The organism is Carboxylicivirga fragile, assembly GCF_050589805.1.
GTDB lineage: Bacteria > Bacteroidota > Bacteroidia > Bacteroidales > Marinilabiliaceae > Carboxylicivirga > Carboxylicivirga fragile.
On sequence record NZ_JBNGOY010000070.1, the window covers coordinates 1 to 22,587 of the forward strand.

Genomic DNA, 22,587 nt, shown 5'->3' on the forward strand with positions numbered 1-22,587 from the left:
GGGTCTAATTTGAAATAAAAAACCAAACGCCCAATAAATGGGCGCTGTAGAAGAGAATTTTATGAATCCCGACTTTAGTCGGTTAATAGTGATTACTTATCAACAATTTGCCCTTCTCTAATAAACCTTCTTGTATTGATGTTGGAGGGGTATATTTCATTCCTTTAATGGTTTCTTGTTTGCCAAAATCAATTACTAACTCGGGCTTCGATGAATTAGAAATCCAATAAGTTTCAACATTGGCATCTATGGCCAAAGACGACTTATTATTACCTGAATGACTAGCTTTTGCCCTCCATTTATTTTTTAGAATACCTAGCTCAACTTCTTTAATACTTCCTCTAGTTCCATTGCTAAAAGCACAAGATTTTACAAGTCCAGACTGTAGAAAAAAGGGCGATTCGTATAAAGGTGACTCCAGAGTTGGCTCACTGCCATCTCTTGTAAAATGAATAACAAATCCACCATTTAAGTTTTTTGAATAATCTACTCCATGCGCTTTCCATCCAAAATCGTGCTGCATTGCTTCAATATTCACCATCCCTTCCAGACTTCTTGTGATACTTAACTGTGGCGGACGTGGTGAATAATAGTGTGCTGATACTTTCGACAAATATGGCCTGGCTCTACTACTAATTATTCGAATACGAAACTTTGAAGTTGTTACTTCATGAAAGCGTAAAATGCGTTTATAGCCAATATTTGTAGTTTGTGCCACCTGCTTCCATTCCTTATTAATCCATGCATCCAGAGCGTGCAGCTCAACTCTTTGCCCCGTAATATGGATAGGCTCTTGCAAAACGAAACGATTCACTTTCACAGGATTTTCTAATTCGATAACGAAAGATTCTTCTTCATCTATAGTTGCATAAGAATCATCATCTGTATCTAACAATTGCCTTTTACCCTTTGCTTTTGCTAATAAATCGACACCATATGTACTTTGTATGCGTTTACCCACTTCTTCCAATACCTCAACATCTTCATCTGAAAATAATCCTTCGCGATTTGGAGGAATATTTAGAAGGAAAGTAGAATTACCACCCACTGAACGCTCATAAATATCAAAAACATCATCTGCACTTCTAACTTTCTGATTTAGCTCATCACGATAGAACCAACCTTCGCGAATGGATGTATTTGTCTCTGCCGGTAAAAAATGCAGGTATTTTGCCTTATACAACTGCTCTCTATTGCCTAAATCACCATGCATATCAGGAAATTGACTCGCCACATTTGGATCTTCTGCAAAGGCCACAACGTCCCATTCCGTATCTCTTGTTTGCCCAGCTTCGTTTCCACACCAGCGCACATCCTCTTTTCCAAAAATAACAGCCTCAGGAGCTAAGGTATGAATCAGCTTTTTCCAAGCATGATAATTATAGGTTTGCCCACCTTTTCGTTTGGGATGGGCTCCATCAAACCACACTTCGTGTATGGGTCCGTATTCTGTTAAAAGTTCAAATAACTGATTTAAAAAATATTCGTTGTAATCATCAACCAAAAACTTAAATGTTGTTTTATTTTCATAAGGTCGCCCTTCTATTTTCTTCGGAATTTCACGTTCGGTGTAGGTACTTAAATTACCATACAAACCATCTTTATTCTCAATTTGATACAAGTCGGCAGGCGATAAATAAATACCTAATTTTAATCCATACTTTTTACACGAAGCAGCTAGCTCTTTCAGAACATCCCCTTTACCATCTTTAAATGGCGATGACATAACGCCATGTTTGGTATAGCGCGTTTGCCACAGGCAGAAGCCATCATGGTGCTTTGCAGTGAACATGATCAATTTCATACCTGCAGCTTTGGCTGTTCTGCACCATTGATCTGTATCCAAATTCTGAAGCTTAAAAATGTTTGGATTTTCATTACCATTACCCCACTCTTTACGCGTAAACGTGTTTACACCAAAGTGTATAAAACAAGTAAATTCGAGTTTTTTATAGGCATACTGGTTGTCATCAGGCAGAACCTTTACAGCCTTTTGAATAATTACTTCTTTCGAATCATCAGGTTCAATCTTTATAGTTTTCTGCTTATGCGAACATGCATAAATACAGAAGATTGTAAGTACGGATATTAATATCTTCATCATTTCTCTATAATTATTCGACACCAAACATTTAAAGCTAAATCTAACAATAAATCATAAGGCGATCTTCATTAATTGATAAGATCATCAGGCCATGGAATTAACTCGCCTGTTGACTTATAACTGGGTCGCTGTGCTTTCACCGATCGTAAATACTTACCGAGATTTATCGCCAACTCCCTAACTTTTTCAGATCCTTCATCTGCCAAGTTATTTTCTTCGCCTATATCTTTTTTCAAATTATATAACTCAAACGATTGATCGCTGTAATAATAGATCAATTTCCAATCTCCTTTGCGTATAGCACTCGTAGCACCAATACCTGGGCCGGTAGGTCCCCAATTATTAGGAAAATGCCAGTACAATGCTCTCTCATTTCCAGTATTACTTTCACCTTTTAATATCGGAACAAAAGATACACCATCAACTACTTGTGTGGTTTTATACTTTTCTATCCCTGCCATTTCCAATATGCTAGAAAAGAAATCTTCAATGATCAAAAATTCTTCAGAGCTTGAATTTTCTTTTGTTACTCCAGGCCATTTAACCAGCATAGGTACGCGTATGCCGCCTTCGTACGCCGATCCTTTTCCACTATTTAGTGGTTTGTTATGGGTGTGTAATTCACCGGCACGGGGTCTGAGACTAAAACCTCCATTATCCGACATGAATAAAATAATCGTATTATCACTTAACTGTTTCTCTTCAACATATTCCATTAAATCAAATAAACTTTTATCCATTGCTTCAATCATTGAAGCGTATTTAGCCTCCGACTCAGGTAAGCCCATCTCGATGTACTTTTGATAAAAACGTTTATCGGCATTCAAAGGTATATGAATGGCATAATGTGCCATGTATAAGTAAAAAGGTTGTTTGTTTACAAGAGCATTATCAATGGCTTTTTTGGCTTCTATGGTTAATGCCTCGGTCAAAAATATTGAATCGCCATGATAATGCTCAAGCCCTGGCACACCCCAAGGCTTTGTATGTTCACCTTTGCTTTTATTTCCAAAATTCAACTCACCTAAGTAACTAGCCAAACCACCCGCTGCATGACCGGCAATATTCACATCAAAACCGCAATTTATTGGGTTCTCTGCTGGCGTATCCATTGCACCAAAATGTGCTTTGCCACAATGGATGGTATAGTACCCATTCTCCTTTAAAATTTGTGGAAGGAGCTTTGCATGCACCGAGTGTTCAATACTATTACAAGCCTGAAGTCCATTTATATTCCAATCCGGATAATCCATCAGCTCGCTTTTTCCATCTACCGAAACATTTCGCTTCAAAGTCCAATTGGTAACCCTGTGACGAGCCGCGTTCATTCCGGTCATTAAACTAACTCTGGTTGGCGAGCATACTGAGGTAGCATAGGCTTGAGTAAAACGCATTCCCTCCGAGGCCAGACGCTCCATTCCTGGCGTATGATAGATTCTATTATAGTTTGTTTCCTTGTCCCAGAAAGGTACGGATGTATCTTGCCACCCCATGTCATCAACCAAAAACAGGATAATATTTGGTTTAGTTTGACCTTTACCATCCTTTTCATCTGTAGGTTTACAAGCGCCAAGTACCAAAAGAAATAAGGTGATGAATGTGATATATTTTATTCCTAAATTCGTCATAACTTCTAGTTAATTGTTGTTGACTCCACCCATACTATCACCTAAGGCTTTCATCCTAAATTTTGAATTATCAGCTTCTGAATGTGCCTCTCTTAATATTTTACTCATTTGATTAAAGACTTCGGGAAAGTGCTTAGCTACATTACTCTTCTCCTGTGGATCATCGTCTAGATTATAAAGCTCAATGTCTAGATTACCTTTTAAAATATTCTTCCTTAGTGCTTTCCAAGGCCCCATACGCACAGCCTGTTGGCCACCATAGGATGGAAACTCCCAATACAAATAATCATGTTCCTTTTGATCTCCATTATTCAATAAAGTAGGCAGAAAACTGATACCATCAATATCGGCAGGAATCTGAGTACCACTAATATCGCATAGCGTTGGTAGCACATCCCAAAAGGCTGAAATGTGATCGCTTTGAGATCCGGCTTTTATTTTCTTTGGCCAGGAGGCAATCATTGGCACCCTAATGCCACCTTCGTGCAAAAACCCTTTTCCATATCCATAAGCACTTCTGAAAGGGCCTGCACTGTTAAACCATTCTGATTCTGTCCCTCCATTGTAAGTAGGTCCATTATCCGAAGTGAAAATTATCAATGTGTTGTCATAAGTACCATTTTCTTTCAGAGTCTGCACCAACTCTCCCACCTTTTCGTCAAGGTATGAAATCATGGCAGCATAAGCAGCTTTGGGATAACGATGTGGATAATAGCCCTTATCACCCATATAAGGTTCTTCATCACCAAACTTATTTTGATAATAATTAACCCACTTTTGTGGAGCTTGTAATGGCATGTGGGGGATTGGTGTTGCCCAATACCAAAAGAAAGGCTCTCCTTCATAGCTTGCAATAAAGTCCATCATTTCGTCAAAACTTCTATCAGGCGCATATGATTGCAAGTTGTACCTCTCGTATGATTCTGCTGCATATGGGTCGCTTTGCACATCTAGCTTTTCATGAGGAGCTACTGTATCGTTGCCCAAATAGATACGTGTATTATTTTTATACAAATGAACCGGGTAATAGGTATGTGCAATTCTTTGGCAATTGTAACCACAGAAAAAGTCGAAACCCATATTTGTTGGCGTACTATTGGTTTGTGGAGCTCCTAAACCCCATTTTCCTGTCATTGCAGTTTTATATCCAGCCGATTTAAGTAGTTGAGCAATGGTTAGTGTATTATCAGGCATCGGCCGTTGCCCCTCCAAAGTTGAGTCTTCAATCATTGCATCATAACTCCAAACATCACCCCTGTCAGCCCACTCATCATTTGATCGGATAATAGCATGCCCTGTATGTAAGCCGGTTAATAATACACAACGTGATGGTGCACAAACGGGAGCACCTGAGTAATGATTGGTAAAGAGCATTCCACCGGCAGCCAATTTGTCAATGTTTGGGGTCTCAATTTTATCTTGTCCATAACATCCCAATTCGCCATAGCCCAAATCATCGGCCAAGATGTAGATGATATTGGGTTTCTGATCTATTTCAGTCTCATTACAAGCACTTATAAATACCGATACTATTAATAGAAAAAAAAGGCTCTTAATTTCCATAGAGATGAGTGTTAACATTTTATCTTCAAGCTTAAAATTACTTAGGACAAAGTACTTAATAAGTCGCTATAAAGTGTCATCTACGGTTTACTTTTTACCGTTATGGCATCAACTTCATTTCCTTCAATATCGTTTACCTGAATATTAATTGCATTGGCTTTTACATCAGCATTTAATAACATATCCTGACCAAGAATTACAACCGGCATATTATTTTTATTGGCATCAGAATCGATTAATGAATAGCGGTGGTGATGACCACTAATAATCAAATCGATTTTAGCCGAATTAAATATTCCTCCCCACTTTTTTGTGATGTCCGTGGCACCATGAGCGGTACTTTTTGAAAAAGGAGGAATATGACACATAACAAGCTTATACTTTGCTTTCAAAAACGCTTCGCTCTTAACTTCTTTCTCCAACCACTTTTCTTGTTCAGTACGATAATTGTCGAAATCAACTAAACCAGCATATACAGGGTGATCATCCGTTTTATCCTCGCCGGGATCGAGAATTATAAAACGAACTTCACCTTGTGTAAACGCAAAATAATACTGACCGCTTGAATGTGGGAAATATGAAAATAATTTTCTAGCCTCTGGCCCTCGTGTTTCATGGTTGCCTCTGGCCAATATCATGGGCTTTGTTGTGGCAAAACGATCCACACTCACATCAACCATGCCATTAAAAATTCGTTCCTCATCGCCAATCCAATTAAGCATATCGCCAACGTAAAACATCATAGCAATTGAGTCAGGCGATGTCATCGACAATAACTTATCCAGTTCCTTTGATCGTTCGTGAATATCGCTAATAGCCGCAAATGAAAATTCACTCACAGCATTTGATAAAGTTTCAAACTCAAAAATTTCACCAGCGGCCGTATCTCCATAAATCACCTCGTAGGGATTGTATTGCAAAATCTCTTTTGACATAACCCGATAGCGGTATATTGTTCCAGGCTCTAAACCAATCAAACGAACTGAATGCAAGGTGGTATTAGCCTCTAACAATCCTTGATTGCTCGGATATACTTTTTCGGGGTAGCCACCCCATTTGGGAAACGTTCCAAGATTTGTATCACCACAAAATTCAACCCACGACTGACATGCTTTATTAGTTGTCCAGTTAATAGTTATGCAATCAAATCCAGGCTCGATTAAATAAGGCCCATGGCTTATTTCTAATTGTTCATTTTCGTTCTGTGCCAACATGGATGTGGCTATTAGCAGCCATACTGTTAGAACTGAAACTAATTTATATACGATCTTCATTATACAATATTTTTAGCATTATTTAAATCTAAATTTTGATACAATCCCAAGATGATCGGAAGGATAACCAGGCGATAACTTTCCCTTCCCTTTAAAATTAGGAATAATTGGACGAACATCTAGCAATTCCAAATTCGCACCTTTAAAGTAGATGTAATCAATGCGTTCTTTTGAGGTATGAAATGAATAACCCGGATGTGTTTTAACAATTGGATAGCAGGCTCGATAAGAATCAATAAATCCGGCATCGGTCATTAATTTGCTGTGGCCTGATTTGCCAATACCATCATCGAGATGGGAAACCGAATTGTAATCGCCTCCAAAAATCACAGGCATACTATCTGCCTGGTTGATCAATGAAGACCAAGCTTTAAGCGCACCTTCCAAATCTTCCGGTTTCTGTCCGTTATACCAATTCGTAAATGCAATAACCCGCTTATCCTTATTCATGCGAACTTTTACACCTCCATTATTAAAAGCATAGTTTCTTCCATAATTTGATTTCTCCTCCAATAAATAAGTTTCTTCCAAAGGATAACGACTCATTACGGATAGATTGGCTCCCCAAACAGCACCAATGCAACTGGCTGCTTCGTAATAGTAATAGCCTAAATGGCTCGAAATTTTCGAACCGGCACCATAAGTCTCTTGCATCAAAACAATATCCGCTTCCGATTGACGAATTAGTTCAATTGTTCTCTCAATACCATCAAAACCATCTTTCTCCTTTGAATAATGCGTTGCGCCATGCCAAATATTCCAATTCAAAACAGTAAATTCATCGCTCTCATTAACTGGCTCTTGAATCGTTTTTTTATAAGTTCCATATAATTGCTTCACTTCATCCTTCGAAAGCACTTTTGACCATATGGTAAACTCATCAACCATCCCATTAAATGAATTATATGAGGAATTAACAGTTGGATCGCTACCCAGGCAAAGGGACAAATCACTCATGAAATCCTTATAAACTAAATCCCCAATACGAAGAATGGCCCTATTAACTCCATCGTAATACAAACTTATTTCATGTTTATCAGCCTTGTGTGTAAAAACAAGACAATGCCATTCCTTGTCGTTTATTGGCTGATCATTAGCGATTGGTTCATACAAAAAGTTTTGGTTTCCATTACCAATATTCCACCCCCACGAACCATTACAGTTGTACAGTGCAAAACCCTTATTTATTCGCCTGTACCCATAATAACCAGTTTTCTGTGCTGCAAAATCCGTATTCGCTAAAATCAGCGTTGTATCCTTCGATACTTGATCTGATTTTAACCAAATACCAATGGAAAAATCGCGTTCCATTGAAAATAAGGAACGGCTGGAATCGGGAAAGTCTGTGTAATAAGCCTTATCTCTTAAATCCAGTGCTTGGTTTTCGACACCATCTTTTAAACTGATCGTTTTTTTGCTTGATTTATCCAAACGTAAACCTTTGCTACCATTGAAATCCAAATTAAATACTTTCCTATTCTTTTCTTCCTCCAAAGAGTTGCAAGCGCAGAACACGAACATAAAAAGTAAAAAAATGTAAATGAGTTTATGATTTGGTATCTTCATAACAATAGCTCTATGAATTATTTTAGTTTGAATGTGGTGATAAGCGCCGGGTGATCGCTCGGCCATATGCCTTTGTACTGAAAATGCATATCAGATTGCTCAGCTTGTAATGATTTCCCTTTGTAATAAATATAATCAATTCTGAAGGATAAATCTTTAGCTTCAATGGTGGAAGACGAATAATTCAAATCCGCATGTATTTCACGAAACGAATCTTTAAATCCCTTAAGTTGCATGATTTTACTTACAGGCCATTCAACAGCCAGATCGTAATGCCAATCTTTAGTGCTTTCCACCCAATCGATATGCGATGGACTATTAAAATCACCTCCGATTAACAGAGGTACTTCATCTGCCATATCAATTTCATTTTTTAAGCTGTCTAAGATAATCTTGATTTCCTTATGACGTGTTTTAGACTCACCCGCAATCAATTCGTCAGGAGTAATATCCTTCTGTTGAAGCGACTGCCCTATTGAAGGTAAATAATGCAACCATATACTAGCTAAATTAACACTCTGCTTTTCACTTAGCTGAATATTGCATATGCCAGACCAAAGCTCATGGTAAGCCATTTTTGTTTTATTTATTGGATATTTACTAATTACCGAAATATTGGCACTCGACAAATAAAAGTAATACCCTAATTGATCAGCAATTAAAGGACCCGAGCCATAGGTTTCCTGCATCATTACAATGTCGGTATCGGTGTCTTTTATAAAATCAATAACTTGCTGCGGACCTATTTCACGACCATGCCTACGACCACCATGCCATATATTCCAGGTCATAACATTAAGCTCCTCAATTGGCTTGCTTGATAACTGAGCTAATTTAGCAACCGGCACGTAATCAGAATAGTTTGAAGCGATACTTTTCTCATCTAACAAATAATCATAGACTTTAAATTCATCAATGGCTCCATTAAAAGCATTGGAGTTATCGGTATATAAAGGATCGTTACCCACACATATCGGTAATCCTGAATCCAGATCTTTCACCGGCCCCATGTAATAAATAGCCACATTTTGTCCATCGAAATACAAACGTGCCTCGTTGGCATTTCTGTTTACCGTGAAAGCAATCTGGTGCCATTCGCCGTCATTAATTTGTTGACGGGGTGCCGTTGGTCGATAATCTTTTCGAAAACTCTCAACTCGCACCTCTTTACCATCGTGCTTTCCATTACCTATATTCCATGCCCAGCTGCCATCGGGCTGACAAACAATGGCCCAACCCTTATTAACGCCACTGGTTCGGCTAAAGCCAAAATAACGATTATCGGTAAAATCTTTTATTTCTCCCGAATTCCAATCTTTGTTAGCAGCAATCACCTGAAAATCCTTATTGCTTTCTGATGTTTGTACCCATAGTACAATTGAAAAATCTCCACCTGTCCATAATTCCGAAAGTTGGTCGGAATTTTTAAATAAATGTCCCTTTGTATTACAATCGTTTGAGAAATAAAGTGCTTTCCCTTCAATTCCATTTACTATTGAATCATTGCCCCGAAGAGATGGATCAGGTACTTCTTCATTTAACTCTAAGGCGATTACAGGTTCACTCCTTTCATTTGTTTCTTGAGCTCTTAGCTCGCAATCGAAATAAATAAGGATAATTAATGCAAGCACTAGGTTTTTAAGAATCATTGGGTGTATTGTTTAGTTTTTAATAATTCTACAACAAGCTTCAAGGTCATAACGACAGGCAAATGATCAGAAGCCATTGAATCATGAATTACCTCAACTTCCACCACCTGCCAGGCACTTGAAGGACGAACTAACACATAGTCGATTTGCTTATCGGGATTAAGCGACGGCTCCGTTAAAAGCTTTTTATCCAAACTCTCATTTAACCATCCCTTTTCATACAAAAGTCTGAGCGGATCAGAAGAGGGCGTAGCATTTATATCGCCTGTTAATAAAGCAGGTTGTTTCATATTATGCTTAAAGAAAACTTGTTCTATTACCTCAACAGCTGCTTTTCTTGATACTTGTGAAGCAAGGGTTTCTAACCAATCGAAGTGCGTATTAATTAAACGAACAGAGCAAGTTTCTCCATACAACTCAGACAAATCAATATCAACACACATAGCCTGATATCGGCTACTACTGGCACTCGGAATAGAAGTATTTCCCACATATTTAAAGGGATACTTACATAATACGGCATCACCATATTCCGAAGTGGATTTCTTAGACGGTCCAAATACAAAGTGCATATTGGTTAAGCTGGCTAATTCCTCAGCCATTGCCGCATCACCAATTTCTTGTAATCCAATTATACCAGGACCCGAATTGTTTATGATTTGTGCAATACGACTTAGATCTTTCTTTCCATCCATTCCAATTCCGTAATGAATGTTGTAGCTCATCACTTTAATTGTTTGAGCTACCATCTTCTGCATAAAAAGAAAGCACAAACAAACTAGAATTAGGAAGGATCTTTTGATCATTTTTTAGCTGATATGAAATTCACAACTGATTTGTTTCTAGAGATTATTAAGCAATCTCTTACCTTCCAGAATCATTTGTTTAGTGCCCTGTTCCGGAATATTAGCTATCTCAAAGTTTTTCAATAGTTCTTCCAGTTTCTGGATCTGAATCTTCGCCTCCGGTTTATCCGAAGCTTTAAACTCGTTCATTAAAATTGTTAATTTCTCAAAATCCTGAATCCCTTCTCTAAGTTTCTCAAAACGAATGGAAGAAATATTACCCGGATAAACAAAAAAGGTATCACCCGAAGGCCATGTAATAAAGCGAGTATCCTGCATCGGATCTTCAGCCCAGGAGTTATAAGCCCAACGAAGGAAACCATCCAGGTTTTTAGCATAAGCATACCAGCCCTGCCATACACCTTCGGAAGGTTCGGAATAGGTGAAATTATTAGGATACTCAGCACTACAGCAAACATAAAAAGTAGTAATATATCCCTTGCTACGTCTATCTTCCAAAATACTATCGCTCAGCAAATACCTTGATTCAAAACTAAGATCAGTAATATGACTCGAAAATTCAGGATCGTAATTGGCAGCGGAAGAAATCTTAAAACCACCAATCTCTTCAATAAGGTTAACGGCAATCATCATGTCCTTAAGTGGTCTTTCATCCATTGCAATACTGGTTTTTTCAAACCAGCCCTTATCACATAAGTGCTCCTTAAAATCAAGAAGAAAAGGGCGCCAATAGGTTTCAAACTCATTGGACGAAGCCGGAGCAATCATAAAGGTATCTTTCTGAGCAAGTTCATCGTGATAACACAATTTATTTTTCCATGGAATCAATGAGTAACAATTTATCTGTTTATCGATACCAAGTTCCATCATAAATTCGACCCAATTATCAAAAACAGTATAATCATATTCCCATGAGCCATCTTTTTTTAGTTTATGCTCAATCATCGATTGAAAGGCATCGTATGTTTGACCACCCCAAGGGGTATTGGTTATGGTTGCAGTAATACACTTCTGACCGGCATTGGCCAAGCGTGTATACAATGGTTGCATATATTGCCAGTGTTCTTCTGACCACAAAGGCACCTCATTAATACGAGCAACCGCATAAGGGTTCTGCCACAAATCAAGATGATAAGTCCAATCCTTTGCCTGCGGCAATGTTCTATTAATGACATCAACCTTAAGTTTTAATTTCTTAATGACATCATTCTTATTAAGGATGGTTACTTCAGATAGATATCGCCCTGCCTTGGCATCTACAGGCACGTCAATATTAAACCAAATACCGCGTGCGGATTTGTCTGACATTGTTATGTTACTTGAATTATCCAAACAATCGGCAATAAGGTGAGACGTCTCAGAGCTGTGCTTTTTATAACCACAACCACCCATAAATTCGTCACCAATAACATTACGTACAAAATAACTATTGACCCCACCAAAAATTGTATGCCCACTTTCGCAGCTCAAATCAGATACTTCAACAGAAAGGTTATGAATACTATCTGCCGTCCAAACAACAGCTTGAGCATATAAACGTTCGTTTTTCCAACCCGTCACAAATAACTCATCCTTCAACTCTAACTCCGGTATGTAGTTTTTATGATACCTGCTATTACTACACCCCCATGAAACCATTGGCTCATCTACTTCTTCCCAATTTTGAAAAGGACTAATAAGTTGTGGGTTCGCCGGCTCACTTAAGGTGATGGATTTATTATTCTTCCCCAAAACCATAACGCATGATAATACTGCTATTGATAATGCACTAAATATAATTAGTTTGTTCATTCTCCTTATTTTATCTGTTCAATTATGAGTGTGTGTGCTCTTTAATTTTTCGTCCGTAGTTCAATTATTGAAAATACCGGGTTATGATCCGAGGCTTGTTGCTCATTTATAACCGAACTCTCAATTACTCGCCAACAATTTGCAGGACGAACTAATATGTAATCGATTTTATGCTCAGGTTTATCGGATGGTATTGTTGGAACCTCAAGATTTGATGTAGCCTTAAAGGATTTAAATGCCAACTGCATGGTTTCACTGCCAGGTACGGCATTTAAATCGCCTGTTAAAATGGTTCGTATCGTATCCTTGGCATAGGCATTAATAATTTGCTGCATCTGCCTCAAACGTAATTCTTCAGTTGTATGATCGAGATGTGTTGCCACAAAACGAATTTTTTTACCCTTTGCAGTCTGCACATATGAACACAAAGCAACTCGTGGCTCTTTGCCTTCTTCGTTGGCTAGTGCCTGAGTTTCGGTTTTCAGTAATGAGAAGCGCGATAATATTCCTACTCCGTATTCACCGCCATTAAAGGCCATTGCTTTACCAAACATTGGTACCATTTGTGTTTTACAAGCTAGTTCCGTAAGAATATCTTTGCCTTCCACACGCTTGGTCTTAAAATCCACCTCCTGCAATGCAACCAAATCTGGCTTTAATGAATCGATTAGCGCTGCAACTATTTCTAAATTGGAAGCTTTTGAATTCGCGTCAGTTTTATAATATATCTCACCATGGTATATGTTAAAAGAAAGCACTTTTAGTGTATCCCTGCATTCCGAAGTATCAAAACTCTGTGCATGGCTAAGCTTAAAAAAACAACTTAAAATCATGATCAATATACATTTATACATCAACTGCTTCATAGCTACTATTATTAACATTAATACTTTCCTGAATATTATTTTGCCCTACCTCGAGCTTCTCAAATGGAGAAAATCATCAGCTTTTAACCTGATGCTACCAATTCGACCTCTGTTGCAAGAACAATCCAAATGATGCTGAATTATTCTAAATTTCGCGCTTGGACTTTGCAAACGAAACCAAATTAACCTTCCTCTAAAATCGAGGTGATGAACCTTTTGCATTGGGCAATTATTTAACCTCTCCCCAAGTGGACAACAATAAATGTTACCATAGAAACTTGAATCATTCATAACGACAGAATTTAAGTTATACATACAGGTAAAGGTTTGATAATTGTGTTTGCAAAAGGCCATTCATTACTTAATCTGCTTAACCTTTAGATTAAGAATACTACCATTAAAATTGCCTATGGATTTTAGTGGGAAAACAAGCGTTTGCTGGTAGTATTTTTTATACAATTTGCTCGATGTGCCTAATTCTCGGGTATGCTCAGTGAATGAGCCTTCAAGGCGTTCAACTTCCTTATTATTTATTAATAAAGAGGTTCCCTTGTTATCTCCACTAATAGTTATTGCGTGCTGTTTTTGATGTTCGAATAATTTCTTAAACGTATAGCTGTAGCCATCACGCTCAAATCCAATCTGGATACTATCATTTAAAGGGAGAATCACTAGCTGAGCATTCGAGGAATTAAATAGTGTTGTTTTCGCCTCTGGTACTTCATCAAATTCAATATCAAACGACACCTCATAATTGTATCCTACTTCTTCGATAGGTAAGAGAAGCGCTTGTCCCTCGGAAAAAATATAACCTTTACCTTTTTGCCATTTTACACCTTGCTCACTAGCTAAGTCGAAACCATTACCGGATAAATCTTTAAGTCCGGACTTTAAAAAATCATAGTTCAAGACAAACTCGCCTTTGTGCTTAATTTTGCCCATCATATTTACGAAGGGTGCCTCATCCATTCTCGAAGCCAATTCCTGAAAAGCAATTAAGGAAACATCATGGTCAATACCATGCCACATTTTTTGACCTATAACTTGTATGGCGGGCATTGCTCTGTGATGTACATCTTTTTCACTTATTCCATTACCAACTAAATCGTTCCATACGGCAAACATACCACCGCTAATTTGAGGATGCCCCAGTGGAAACTCAGCCCCGCCAATAAGATTTGGCTCCCACTTGTGGTACAAAAAGTCGGTCTCTAAATAATCGAAATAATAACCTGCAGCAGGCACAATATAGAGGTGACGATCCGAGGTGGAAATTAACTCATAACCTTGCTCTATCATGGTTGCCGGATCAGCATAACCATTGTACCAGGCATTCATTATTACATTGTCAGAAGTAACAGGTGTTTCACCATCGGCATGTGTTAATGATCCCCATAAGCGAGCCCTTTTCCCATACGATTGAACTTTTTTCAGGTAGTAATCGGTAAATTTTCTAAATGATTCAGCCTCACTTTTATCGTACTCATCTGTTCCAATGTGCATATCAGGGCCGATAAATACTGGCGAATCTCCACCCAAATACTCCTCATATAACTCATCAAGGAAAGTATATACCTCAGGATTATTAATATCTAGATGATCAGCGCCATATTTCTCACTGGCCAAATCAGGTCGGCATTTTGAAAATGCCAAGGAATGAGCAGGCGCATCAATCTCAGGAATAACGTTAATGCCGTATTGCATACCCAAACGCTGAAGATCAGTAAATTCAAGTTTAGTATATGATCCGTCCTTTGCTGTTAATTCAGGATAGCTTTCAGACTCTAAACGAAAAGCAGAATATACTTTATCCCAATCATTATCGAAATACCATTTTAAACCATTGTCGTTCAAATGAATTTGAAACTCATTAAACTTGTAATAGGACATGATGCGCACATATTGACGTAGAAAATCAATGGTAAAGAACTTACGCCCAACATCAATCATAAACCCACGACGTTTGTATTTAGGATAATCACGTGCCAGTCCTTTGGGCAGTTCATTTCCATAAACATTGATTAATTGTAGTACTGTTCGTGTACCCCAGAAAAGCCCTTGGGGCGAACTTGCTTCAATTGTAATCTGCTCATCAATATTTAAAGTGTAACCTTCATCTCCAAGAGATGTTAATTCTTTGTTTATAGTTAAAAATATATCTGCGTTTTCGGATGCCCCTAGCTGTACCGTGAAGTTTTTTTTATTGAACCACTTTAAATCCTCAGCGAAGGTAATCGCCTTACTTTTTACTTCATCCCAACACTTGGCATCAACAACAATTTTCCCTTTCTGCTTGAATGCATAATAACCTTCGCCACCAAGCCATTCTCTTAGCTTTGGTATTGTTTGCGGTATGGCATTACCTGCTTCTTTCACTTTCTCAACACCAGGCACTACTACTTTAATATTCGGAATATCAACCCGTTCTTTTGTTTTACGATCCATTAATTGATAATACAGATTGACAGGTACATCAACCATGGGTGGAAAAATATTACCCTCATTATCTATCACCTGCACACGATCGGAACCGATCAAGCTAATTTGATAGTCTTTGGAAACACTTGGATATTGAATCGTTTTATCACCAATTTTTATTTGGGGATTTTCTTTAATACTAAGTGCTAATAATTGCAAATCGCTTTGCTGGGTACTTGCAAAATTATTTGATGCAATAAGCAGTAGCACAAAACATAAAAGTTGCCATTTGTACGATAAAACACTGACTGAACGAGAAATCTTCATAATCTTATATCTATAATTAATCTTTATCTACTCTAAGTTATTGGTATACTTTCACCCAATCAACACTAACATGCGCTGGCAAATCCTCTGCATCAACAGCTCCAACCCAATTACCGCCCAATTGCTGATCAAGCATAAGATAAAATGGTTGATCAAATGGCCATTGCGCCTCATCCACCCCTTCTAATTTGGGATACTCATAACTCACTTTTCCATTAACGGTATATACCAACCTATCCGGATACCATTCTAAACCATAAATATTATAGTCTTCGGTATCAATTTTGGTGGTCGCATATCCTTGTGGATTCATCTTATTTTTCATGCCAATAGTCCAGTACGAATGGGTAGTTTGATACACAAAATCTTCATGATTCAAACGTTCCATAATATCAATCTCACCATTCCTATTGGGTAAATCTTCGTAAATATTTTTTTCGGATAACATCCAGAAAGCAGGCCATGAACCACCGGCTCCTTGTAACTTAGCTCTTATTTCAATCTTTCCATACTGAAATGCAAACTTCCCCTTTGACTTAACAGCTCCCTGCAAATAAGGCCGAGGGTCGGCTAGTGTATCTTTGTTTATTTTTCCCCAGAGAAGCAACTCCCCATTCTTAACTTCATAAAGCTCATCCGATGAAGTTACGTAACTGAAACAATCCAGATTTCTATGATCTTTCCATTTTTCAGGCTCGGCATACCATTCTTCTATGGGCATACCAAAATCATCATCTGTCCAGCGATCAATTCGTGTCCAATGTGAAGTATCAATTTGATTCACCTCAAAGTCATCGGACCAAACCAATTGCCAATTTTCCTTATTCAAATGTCTTCCCTCTTTTTGAATAAAGATATATCCGTCTTCAAGAGTATATGGTTTGCTTGTGCAAGAGGATGCAATCATAATTATAAACATCACTATTACCTGATAAATCAACTTACGATTTATATTCAGGCTCCTATCTAATCTATTCATAACTAATGTAATTAAACCTAACAACTAATTGATGATTAACATCCTCTATCACAAACACAAGTTTTATAAAGAGGGAGCTAACTCCCTCTTTTGTCCAATATATTATCTAAAAAAATGCTATGAAATTGATGTGCTCACATTTATCTAATAATATCTGCAAAGGACTATTTGATTAATTTAACCAGATTAAAAATTAGGTCCGGCAATATGCCACCATAAGCGTGTACCTATTTCATCTTTTCCATTAGATAATTTCTTGGTTGCGTCAGCAACACCCTCTGGATTAATCGTATACTCATCAGGAACGAACTTCATGCGTTTAATGAAATCATCATCTGCAACAACACCAGTTTCATTATCACTATCATTTTTATAGTTATAAGGAAGCTTTGGATAGCCTGTTCTACTATGATCAGCCCATGGCTCCCAAGAATTAGGGAAACCTGCAATCCACTTTTGAGTAATAATTCGCTCTAGTTTCTCCTCATTTCCTACTGAATCATCCCACTTGATTGTTATGTTAATTTTGTTAGTAAAGTCATTAATATCACCTTCTTCAATCACATCATCATAATCAATTGGCAAACTAGTTTCATCAAGTATATACTCATCAACGCCATTGGCTCCCCATCTTTCGAAAGACAAACGAATACCAGCTTCATAATAATCCTGAGCTGTTTTCTCCACATTCCAACCTCGCAAAGCAGCCTCTGCCATTATAAATTGCGTTTCACTGGCTACGAAATACTCCTGATCAGTTTTTGTCTTGAAAATATCGTTAACTGTAGAATAAGGAATACGTTGATCCTTAGATGAAATTTGGGCGCCACTTCTAATACCTTTGTATGGATACTCAGGATGGTCAGGCACTAAAGATAAATCTTCAACCGGGTTAAAATATTTACTTATACGGTCATCTTTGTAACCAACCAATATCGATTCCATGGTACCACTCATACGGGTATCATTCCAGTCAAAACTTAATAAGGCCAATGGATGTTTTTGTATACCTAAACCGATCTTATAATTATCAGCATTTTCAAGAATCAAACCACCTTCGGCGCTTAAAGCCTTATTTCCTTCGGCTAAAGCTAAATCAGGTTTAACTTTTGAGATACGCATAGCCAAACGCAAACGCATAGAGTTAATAACTTTAATCCATTTTGACATATCTCCACCAAAACTATCGTCAAAACGAGCTAGGCCTTTATAGTCCTGATTGGCTAAAAATACAGCATGAACTTTATCAAGATCCTTAAACATTTCATCATACAATGCCTCTTCAGCATCGTAATAAACAGTCTTATCAGCTGAACCATAGTCTGAATAAATAACAGGTCCATATTGTAAAGTCAATTTCGAGATTGACATCAAACGAATCAATCTGGCCCACTCAACAAACACATCATACCCTCCTTCTTCAGCAGTTTTCATCACTTCATTCGAAGGTGCCATAATTTGCGTGTATACACGATCCCAATAAAAATGCTTCCATTGTACCTTGTAAGTTGTATTATTTGTTCCGCCTTGAAAGGGTGTTGGAGGTGCTAAGTAACGCACCCAGGCATCACTCGACAAGTTCTGATAAACCTGATGCCACCAGGTATAACCAATTACCCACTCTAACATGGCTGGATAAAACGATCCAATGTGGTTAAAGTCCTGCTCTAATTGCTTATCGCTTATTTCAACCGGATTGATATTTGCTTCTTCAAAGTTATCGGTACAAGCTATAGGCATCAAAACCAGCATTACCAATAGTAAGTATATTATTTTTTTCATTGCTTTAAATTTAGAAAGTGAATCTTACATTAAAACCATACGTTTTGGTAGCTGGAAGACCAAAATTATCTAAGGCAGGGAAAGAACCAGATGTATTCATTAACAGTTCCGGATCAAACGGAGCATCTTTGTACAAATAGAATAAATTCTGTCCTACTAAAGACACATTTAACTGGTCGATAGGTAGTTTTGAATTGGTCAAATTAAAATTATACGCCAATGTAAGTTGAGCTAATCGAATATTAGTTCGATCATATGTATAAGGCTCCAATATACCATTACGTCCTCCTGTCCATGAATAATACTTACGTGGATCCATTTCTTTCACTAAAGTCCCATCAGGTTTAATACCATCGATAACAACTTTACCTGCATCACGTGCATCAGCGGTTCGAGAACTAACACCGTACCCATCTAACATGGCCTCTGTTTTACTTATGACTTTCCCCCCAAATTTTCCTGTAAATAGAAAACTCATTGAGAAATTCTTATAAGTCATATTGTTATTCCAGCCCAGGTTCCATTTAGGATTGGCATTTCCGATCAACTCTTGTTCAGGTGTTTGCTGTAGATCTCCATCGTCGTTAAGCAATAAACGACCGTTATCGTCTCTCAAAAATTTAAAGACATAAATATCATCTAAACGACCGTCTCTTTTGATAATTCGCTTATAACCCTCGGTATCATCTCGAGCCAATTCATCACTAAAATCTTCATGAATTTCTTTGATAATATCTTTGTTATGCGAATAATTAAACTCTGTTTGATAGGTGAAATTAGCTGTTTTTACAGGCGTTAATTTTAAAGACATTTCAACACCCCAGTTTTTAATGCGACCTGCATTAACAAAATAGGTGCTCCATCCTGAACCAGAAGGTGCTGGAAGACTTAGGAATTGATCTTTACTATCGATATTGTAATAGGTAAAGTCAAAACCAACGCGACCATTTATAAAGCGTAAATCTGTACCAACCTCAAAACTTGTTAGCATTTCAGGCTTCAGGTTTGTAAAAGGTTTGGTTGTATTACGACTAATACCAGCCGAAGTAATCGAGTGATTTGGGCTAACCATATTAAAAGGAACCTCATTGGCTACTTGAGTATATGACGTTCGAATTTTCGCAAAGTTAAAGAAACTAGGTAGTTCAACCATTTCACTCACTAAAGCAGATATTCCAATAGCTGGATAAAAATAAGAATCGTTACCTGTACCAGCTAATGTTGAAGCCCAATCGTTTCTTCCTGATAGATCCAAGAAAACCATGTCCTTATAACCTATCTGAGCATTTGCAAATACACCTTGCTTAATGACTTCTCCACCATTGGTTGAATTAACTAACACATCGGGATGAAGGTTTTGAAACGAGAAATGATTCGGATATTTTAAACCTATTGTCTCAGATGAAACACGAACACCAATACCGCTAACAGTACGCTGATAACTTGCACCAGCAATGGCATTAACACTAAAGTTATTAAATTTCTTTGTGTAGGTTAAAATCGCATCACCATAAATCAATTCATCCGTAAATCGTCTGTAATCCCAAGCCCCATTTTCATGAACATTAATTGGATCAGATGTTGCAGCATGCTGGGTTTCAAAAGTTTTTATAGCATAATCATAATTACCTCTCACCTGAACACTCAAATCACTGTTAAATTCGTAGTTCAACAAGATGTTAGTAACAGCTCTGTTTACTTTATCTTTTTTAGGTTGATTATTCAATATCCAAAAAGGATTGGATTGAAATTGGTCGCTGGCAACCACCCAATTTTGTGCGTACATGTTACGATCAGGATTAAATACCTGATAGTTATCGCGGTAATGATTAAAATCGGCATCACGACCAAAGGTATACAAGCTCAAAAACGGATTGGTGTAATAACCAGCTGGGTTTCTGTTTTCAGAATTCTCATTGGAGAACAATATATTTGAGCTAACAGTTAACTTATCCTTAAACAGTTTGGTTGATTGCTTAAATGCTAAGTTATGTTTGTTGTACTTGTTTGTTGGCGTAACACCCTTCGAACTTGTATTTCCATATGAGAAATAAGCCGTCGTATTATCGGTACCGCCACTTATTGATATATTATTGATGTAATTGGTTCCTGTTTTAAAAAAATCTTCAACATATCCATTCTGGTAATTCCCTTTTGATGTTGACCAACTCTCCTTTTCAGGATTACCATTCGTATCAAAAATCCTTCCATAACGATATTGTAAATCAGGCACCTCATGAATATTCTCGAAAGTAATGCCAGAACTTACGCTAACAACTGCTTTCCCACTTTTTCCACTTTTGGTGGTAATTAACACAACACCATTAGCTCCCTGGCTACCATATAATACAGACGCATTTGAACCTTTTAAGATAGAAATACTCTCAATGTCTTCAGGATTGATTAAAGCTAAACCATCACCTCCATCAGATCCGCCCCAAATACCCGCTTGACTTGGTTTATTATTTGACATTGGCACACCATCAATAACGTATAAGGGTTCACTAGCTCCAAGTATAGATTTGTTACCACGTAATATAACCTTTGTAGAACCACCGGCTCCTGAACCACTCTTCTGAACTTCAACTCCCGCAGCCTTACCATCTAAGCCAGTCATAAAGTTTATGTCCTTCGCCTTAGTAATTTCGTCACCTCCTACTTCTTGTGCAGCATAGGTTAAAGTTTTTGTTTCGCGCTCAATACCCAGGGCAGTTACAACCACCTCATCAAGCCCTTGCATATCACTAATTAAAGTAACTGAAACACTTGACTTACCAGTTACATCTACCTCTTGAGTAGCCATACCAATAAAAGAAAACACTAGTACATTGTTATCAGCAGGCACCGCAAGACTAAATCCACCTTCCATGTCTGTTATTGTTCCTTGCACTGTCCCTTTTATAACTACGGATACACCCGGAAGCGATTCTCCATCAGTATCCAGAACTGTACCAGATATTGTTCGTTCTTGTTGAGCAAACGTACTTATACTAAATAATAACATAAGTAAGAGGGCGATATTGCGCCAACTTAGATTAGATGACAACAGTTTTTGTTTCAACATTAAACTTGTTCGATTTTTTTTCATACAGATAAGTATTTGTTAGTAATTATACTTTTAAAGTTGACCTCTCAGTAAGTCGAACTTTGTACCGCTAATGTCTGTAAGAAATCGTGTAATGGACTTTACGAATATCTTCTTCTCCTTTGAATTTGTCCACAATATTGAATTTTGTACAAAATCAAAGGCGATTGGGACGGAATCAAATATTAAAACAATATATTTTGATTATCAACATTATACATCAAGAATTTTTAGACCTTACATTTTAGAATTTGAGTAATACAATAGGATTCATAAAAACTAGAACGATCCTAAATAACTTCTCCTTTGGCGCTTCGCCCAAACCCGACTTCATTTCTTGCCTTGATGCAAGAAACGGAAGCAAAGAAAATCAAGGCTGCACCTGCTTCACTCAATAAACTACGGTTGTTTGACTGAAATCGTTTAAACTCACTTCGCTCAAACAAAAACGATTTTTAACCGTCAAACCCACCTTGTTTATTGGCTCATCAGCTGAGGCTCATAATCCACGAAATATTCAAGAATTTACTTGTATTTATTTAGGTCAGATGTAAAAAAATAACTTCCATGTATTAAACGCCTTTAAAAACAATGGTATTTAAGGTTAAAATATTACAAGCATTCTACTTAAAAAGTTTTATAAATAAAGAGGCCGTCTCAAAAGTCAAAAAAGAATCTTTGAAACTTATAATTTGTAACTAACTTCAATATTTGTTACCCCTAAATCCCCTGAAGGGGACTTAAGCCTC

14 protein-coding genes are annotated in these 22,587 nt (G+C 37.5%); all 14 read right to left on the bottom strand.

The genetic code is table 11. The features are described 5' to 3' along the window. Positions 1–82: 82 nt before the first annotated feature. The 14 genes from ACRD7B_RS21140 to ACRD7B_RS21205 all read right to left on the bottom strand — a co-directional run bounded on the left by ACRD7B_RS21140 (position 83) and on the right by ACRD7B_RS21205 (position 22,284). Positions 83–2,104: an alpha-L-fucosidase gene (locus tag ACRD7B_RS21140; protein ID WP_430826655.1), complete on the bottom strand. Its 2,022-nt coding sequence runs from the start codon at positions 2,102–2,104 to the stop codon at positions 83–85. 68 nt (positions 2,105–2,172) lie between these two features. Beyond that, entirely contained in the window at positions 2,173–3,732 is a 1,560-nt protein-coding gene (locus tag ACRD7B_RS21145) for a sulfatase (protein WP_430826656.1), read from the bottom strand. A gap of 9 nt (positions 3,733–3,741) precedes the next feature. Next, the gene (locus ACRD7B_RS21150; RefSeq protein WP_430826657.1) at positions 3,742–5,295 is read right to left on the bottom strand and encodes an arylsulfatase; all 1,554 of its coding nucleotides are present in this window, start codon (positions 5,293–5,295) and stop codon (positions 3,742–3,744) included. Positions 5,296–5,375: 80 nt separating this feature from the next. After that, positions 5,376–6,569, bottom strand: coding sequence for a purple acid phosphatase family protein (locus tag ACRD7B_RS21155; RefSeq protein ID WP_430826658.1), 1,194 nt, complete (start codon positions 6,567–6,569; stop codon positions 5,376–5,378). 18 nt (positions 6,570–6,587) lie between these two features. After that, positions 6,588–8,135, bottom strand: coding sequence for an endonuclease/exonuclease/phosphatase family protein (locus tag ACRD7B_RS21160; RefSeq protein WP_430826659.1), 1,548 nt, complete (start codon positions 8,133–8,135; stop codon positions 6,588–6,590). Between the two features lie 17 nt (positions 8,136–8,152). Then, positions 8,153–9,784 (bottom strand): LamG-like jellyroll fold domain-containing protein, encoded by a 1,632-nt coding sequence (locus tag ACRD7B_RS21165; protein WP_430826660.1) that lies wholly within the window; start codon positions 9,782–9,784, stop codon positions 8,153–8,155. Next, positions 9,781–10,509, bottom strand: a complete 729-nt coding sequence (locus ACRD7B_RS21170; protein ID WP_430826661.1) for an endonuclease/exonuclease/phosphatase family protein — start codon at positions 10,507–10,509, stop codon at positions 9,781–9,783. The genes ACRD7B_RS21165 and ACRD7B_RS21170 overlap by 4 nt, the downstream gene beginning before the upstream one ends. Positions 10,510–10,626: 117 nt before the next feature. Continuing rightward, the gene (locus ACRD7B_RS21175; protein WP_430826662.1) at positions 10,627–12,381 is read right to left on the bottom strand and encodes a DUF4091 domain-containing protein; all 1,755 of its coding nucleotides are present in this window, start codon (positions 12,379–12,381) and stop codon (positions 10,627–10,629) included. A 41-nt stretch (positions 12,382–12,422) separates the two neighbouring features. Beyond that, positions 12,423–13,214 carry an endonuclease/exonuclease/phosphatase family protein gene (locus ACRD7B_RS21180; protein ID WP_430826663.1) on the bottom strand — a complete coding sequence of 264 codons (792 nt, stop codon included), beginning with the start codon at positions 13,212–13,214 and terminating at the stop codon, positions 12,423–12,425. A 390-nt stretch (positions 13,215–13,604) separates the two neighbouring features. Continuing rightward, entirely contained in the window at positions 13,605–15,992 is a 2,388-nt protein-coding gene (locus tag ACRD7B_RS21185; protein WP_430826664.1) for a beta-N-acetylhexosaminidase, read from the bottom strand. A gap of 37 nt (positions 15,993–16,029) precedes the next feature. Continuing rightward, a complete protein-coding gene (locus tag ACRD7B_RS21190) occupies positions 16,030–16,971 on the bottom strand; it encodes a glycoside hydrolase family 16 protein (RefSeq protein WP_430826665.1) in 942 nt (313 codons plus the stop codon). 186 nt (positions 16,972–17,157) lie between these two features. Continuing rightward, complete coding sequence (locus ACRD7B_RS21195; protein ID WP_430826666.1) at positions 17,158–18,753, bottom strand: SusD/RagB family nutrient-binding outer membrane lipoprotein; 1,596 nt, start codon at positions 18,751–18,753, stop codon at positions 17,158–17,160. Between the two features lie 10 nt (positions 18,754–18,763). Continuing rightward, on the bottom strand, positions 18,764–21,841 hold the full coding sequence (locus ACRD7B_RS21200) for a SusC/RagA family TonB-linked outer membrane protein (protein ID WP_430826667.1): 3,078 nt from the start codon (positions 21,839–21,841) through the stop codon (positions 18,764–18,766). A gap of 287 nt (positions 21,842–22,128) precedes the next feature. Then, entirely contained in the window at positions 22,129–22,284 is a 156-nt protein-coding gene (locus tag ACRD7B_RS21205; protein ID WP_430826668.1) for a hypothetical protein, read from the bottom strand. Between the last annotated feature and the right edge of the window lie 303 nt (positions 22,285–22,587).

Excerpts from the sequence above, each read along its gene's own strand:
- ACRD7B_RS21140 (WP_430826655.1), bottom strand. The coding sequence starts at position 2,104 with ATGATGAAGATATTAATATCCGTACTTACAATCTTCTGTATTTATGCA.
- ACRD7B_RS21145 (WP_430826656.1), bottom strand. The coding sequence starts at position 3,732 with ATGACGAATTTAGGAATAAAATATATCACATTCATCACCTTATTTCTT.
- ACRD7B_RS21150 (WP_430826657.1), bottom strand. The coding sequence starts at position 5,295 with ATGGAAATTAAGAGCCTTTTTTTTCTATTAATAGTATCGGTATTTATA.
- ACRD7B_RS21155 (WP_430826658.1), bottom strand. The coding sequence starts at position 6,569 with ATGAAGATCGTATATAAATTAGTTTCAGTTCTAACAGTATGGCTGCTA.
- ACRD7B_RS21160 (WP_430826659.1), bottom strand. The coding sequence starts at position 8,135 with ATGAAGATACCAAATCATAAACTCATTTACATTTTTTTACTTTTTATG.
- ACRD7B_RS21165 (WP_430826660.1), bottom strand. The coding sequence starts at position 9,784 with ATGATTCTTAAAAACCTAGTGCTTGCATTAATTATCCTTATTTATTTC.
- ACRD7B_RS21170 (WP_430826661.1), bottom strand. The coding sequence starts at position 10,509 with ATGAGCTACAACATTCATTACGGAATTGGAATGGATGGAAAGAAAGAT.
- ACRD7B_RS21175 (WP_430826662.1), bottom strand. The coding sequence starts at position 12,381 with ATGAACAAACTAATTATATTTAGTGCATTATCAATAGCAGTATTATCA.
- ACRD7B_RS21180 (WP_430826663.1), bottom strand. The coding sequence starts at position 13,214 with ATGATTTTAAGTTGTTTTTTTAAGCTTAGCCATGCACAGAGTTTTGAT.
- ACRD7B_RS21185 (WP_430826664.1), bottom strand. The coding sequence starts at position 15,992 with ATGAAGATTTCTCGTTCAGTCAGTGTTTTATCGTACAAATGGCAACTT.
- ACRD7B_RS21190 (WP_430826665.1), bottom strand. The coding sequence starts at position 16,971 with ATGAATAGATTAGATAGGAGCCTGAATATAAATCGTAAGTTGATTTAT.
- ACRD7B_RS21195 (WP_430826666.1), bottom strand. The coding sequence starts at position 18,753 with ATGAAAAAAATAATATACTTACTATTGGTAATGCTGGTTTTGATGCCT.
- ACRD7B_RS21200 (WP_430826667.1), bottom strand. The coding sequence starts at position 21,841 with ATGAAAAAAAATCGAACAAGTTTAATGTTGAAACAAAAACTGTTGTCA.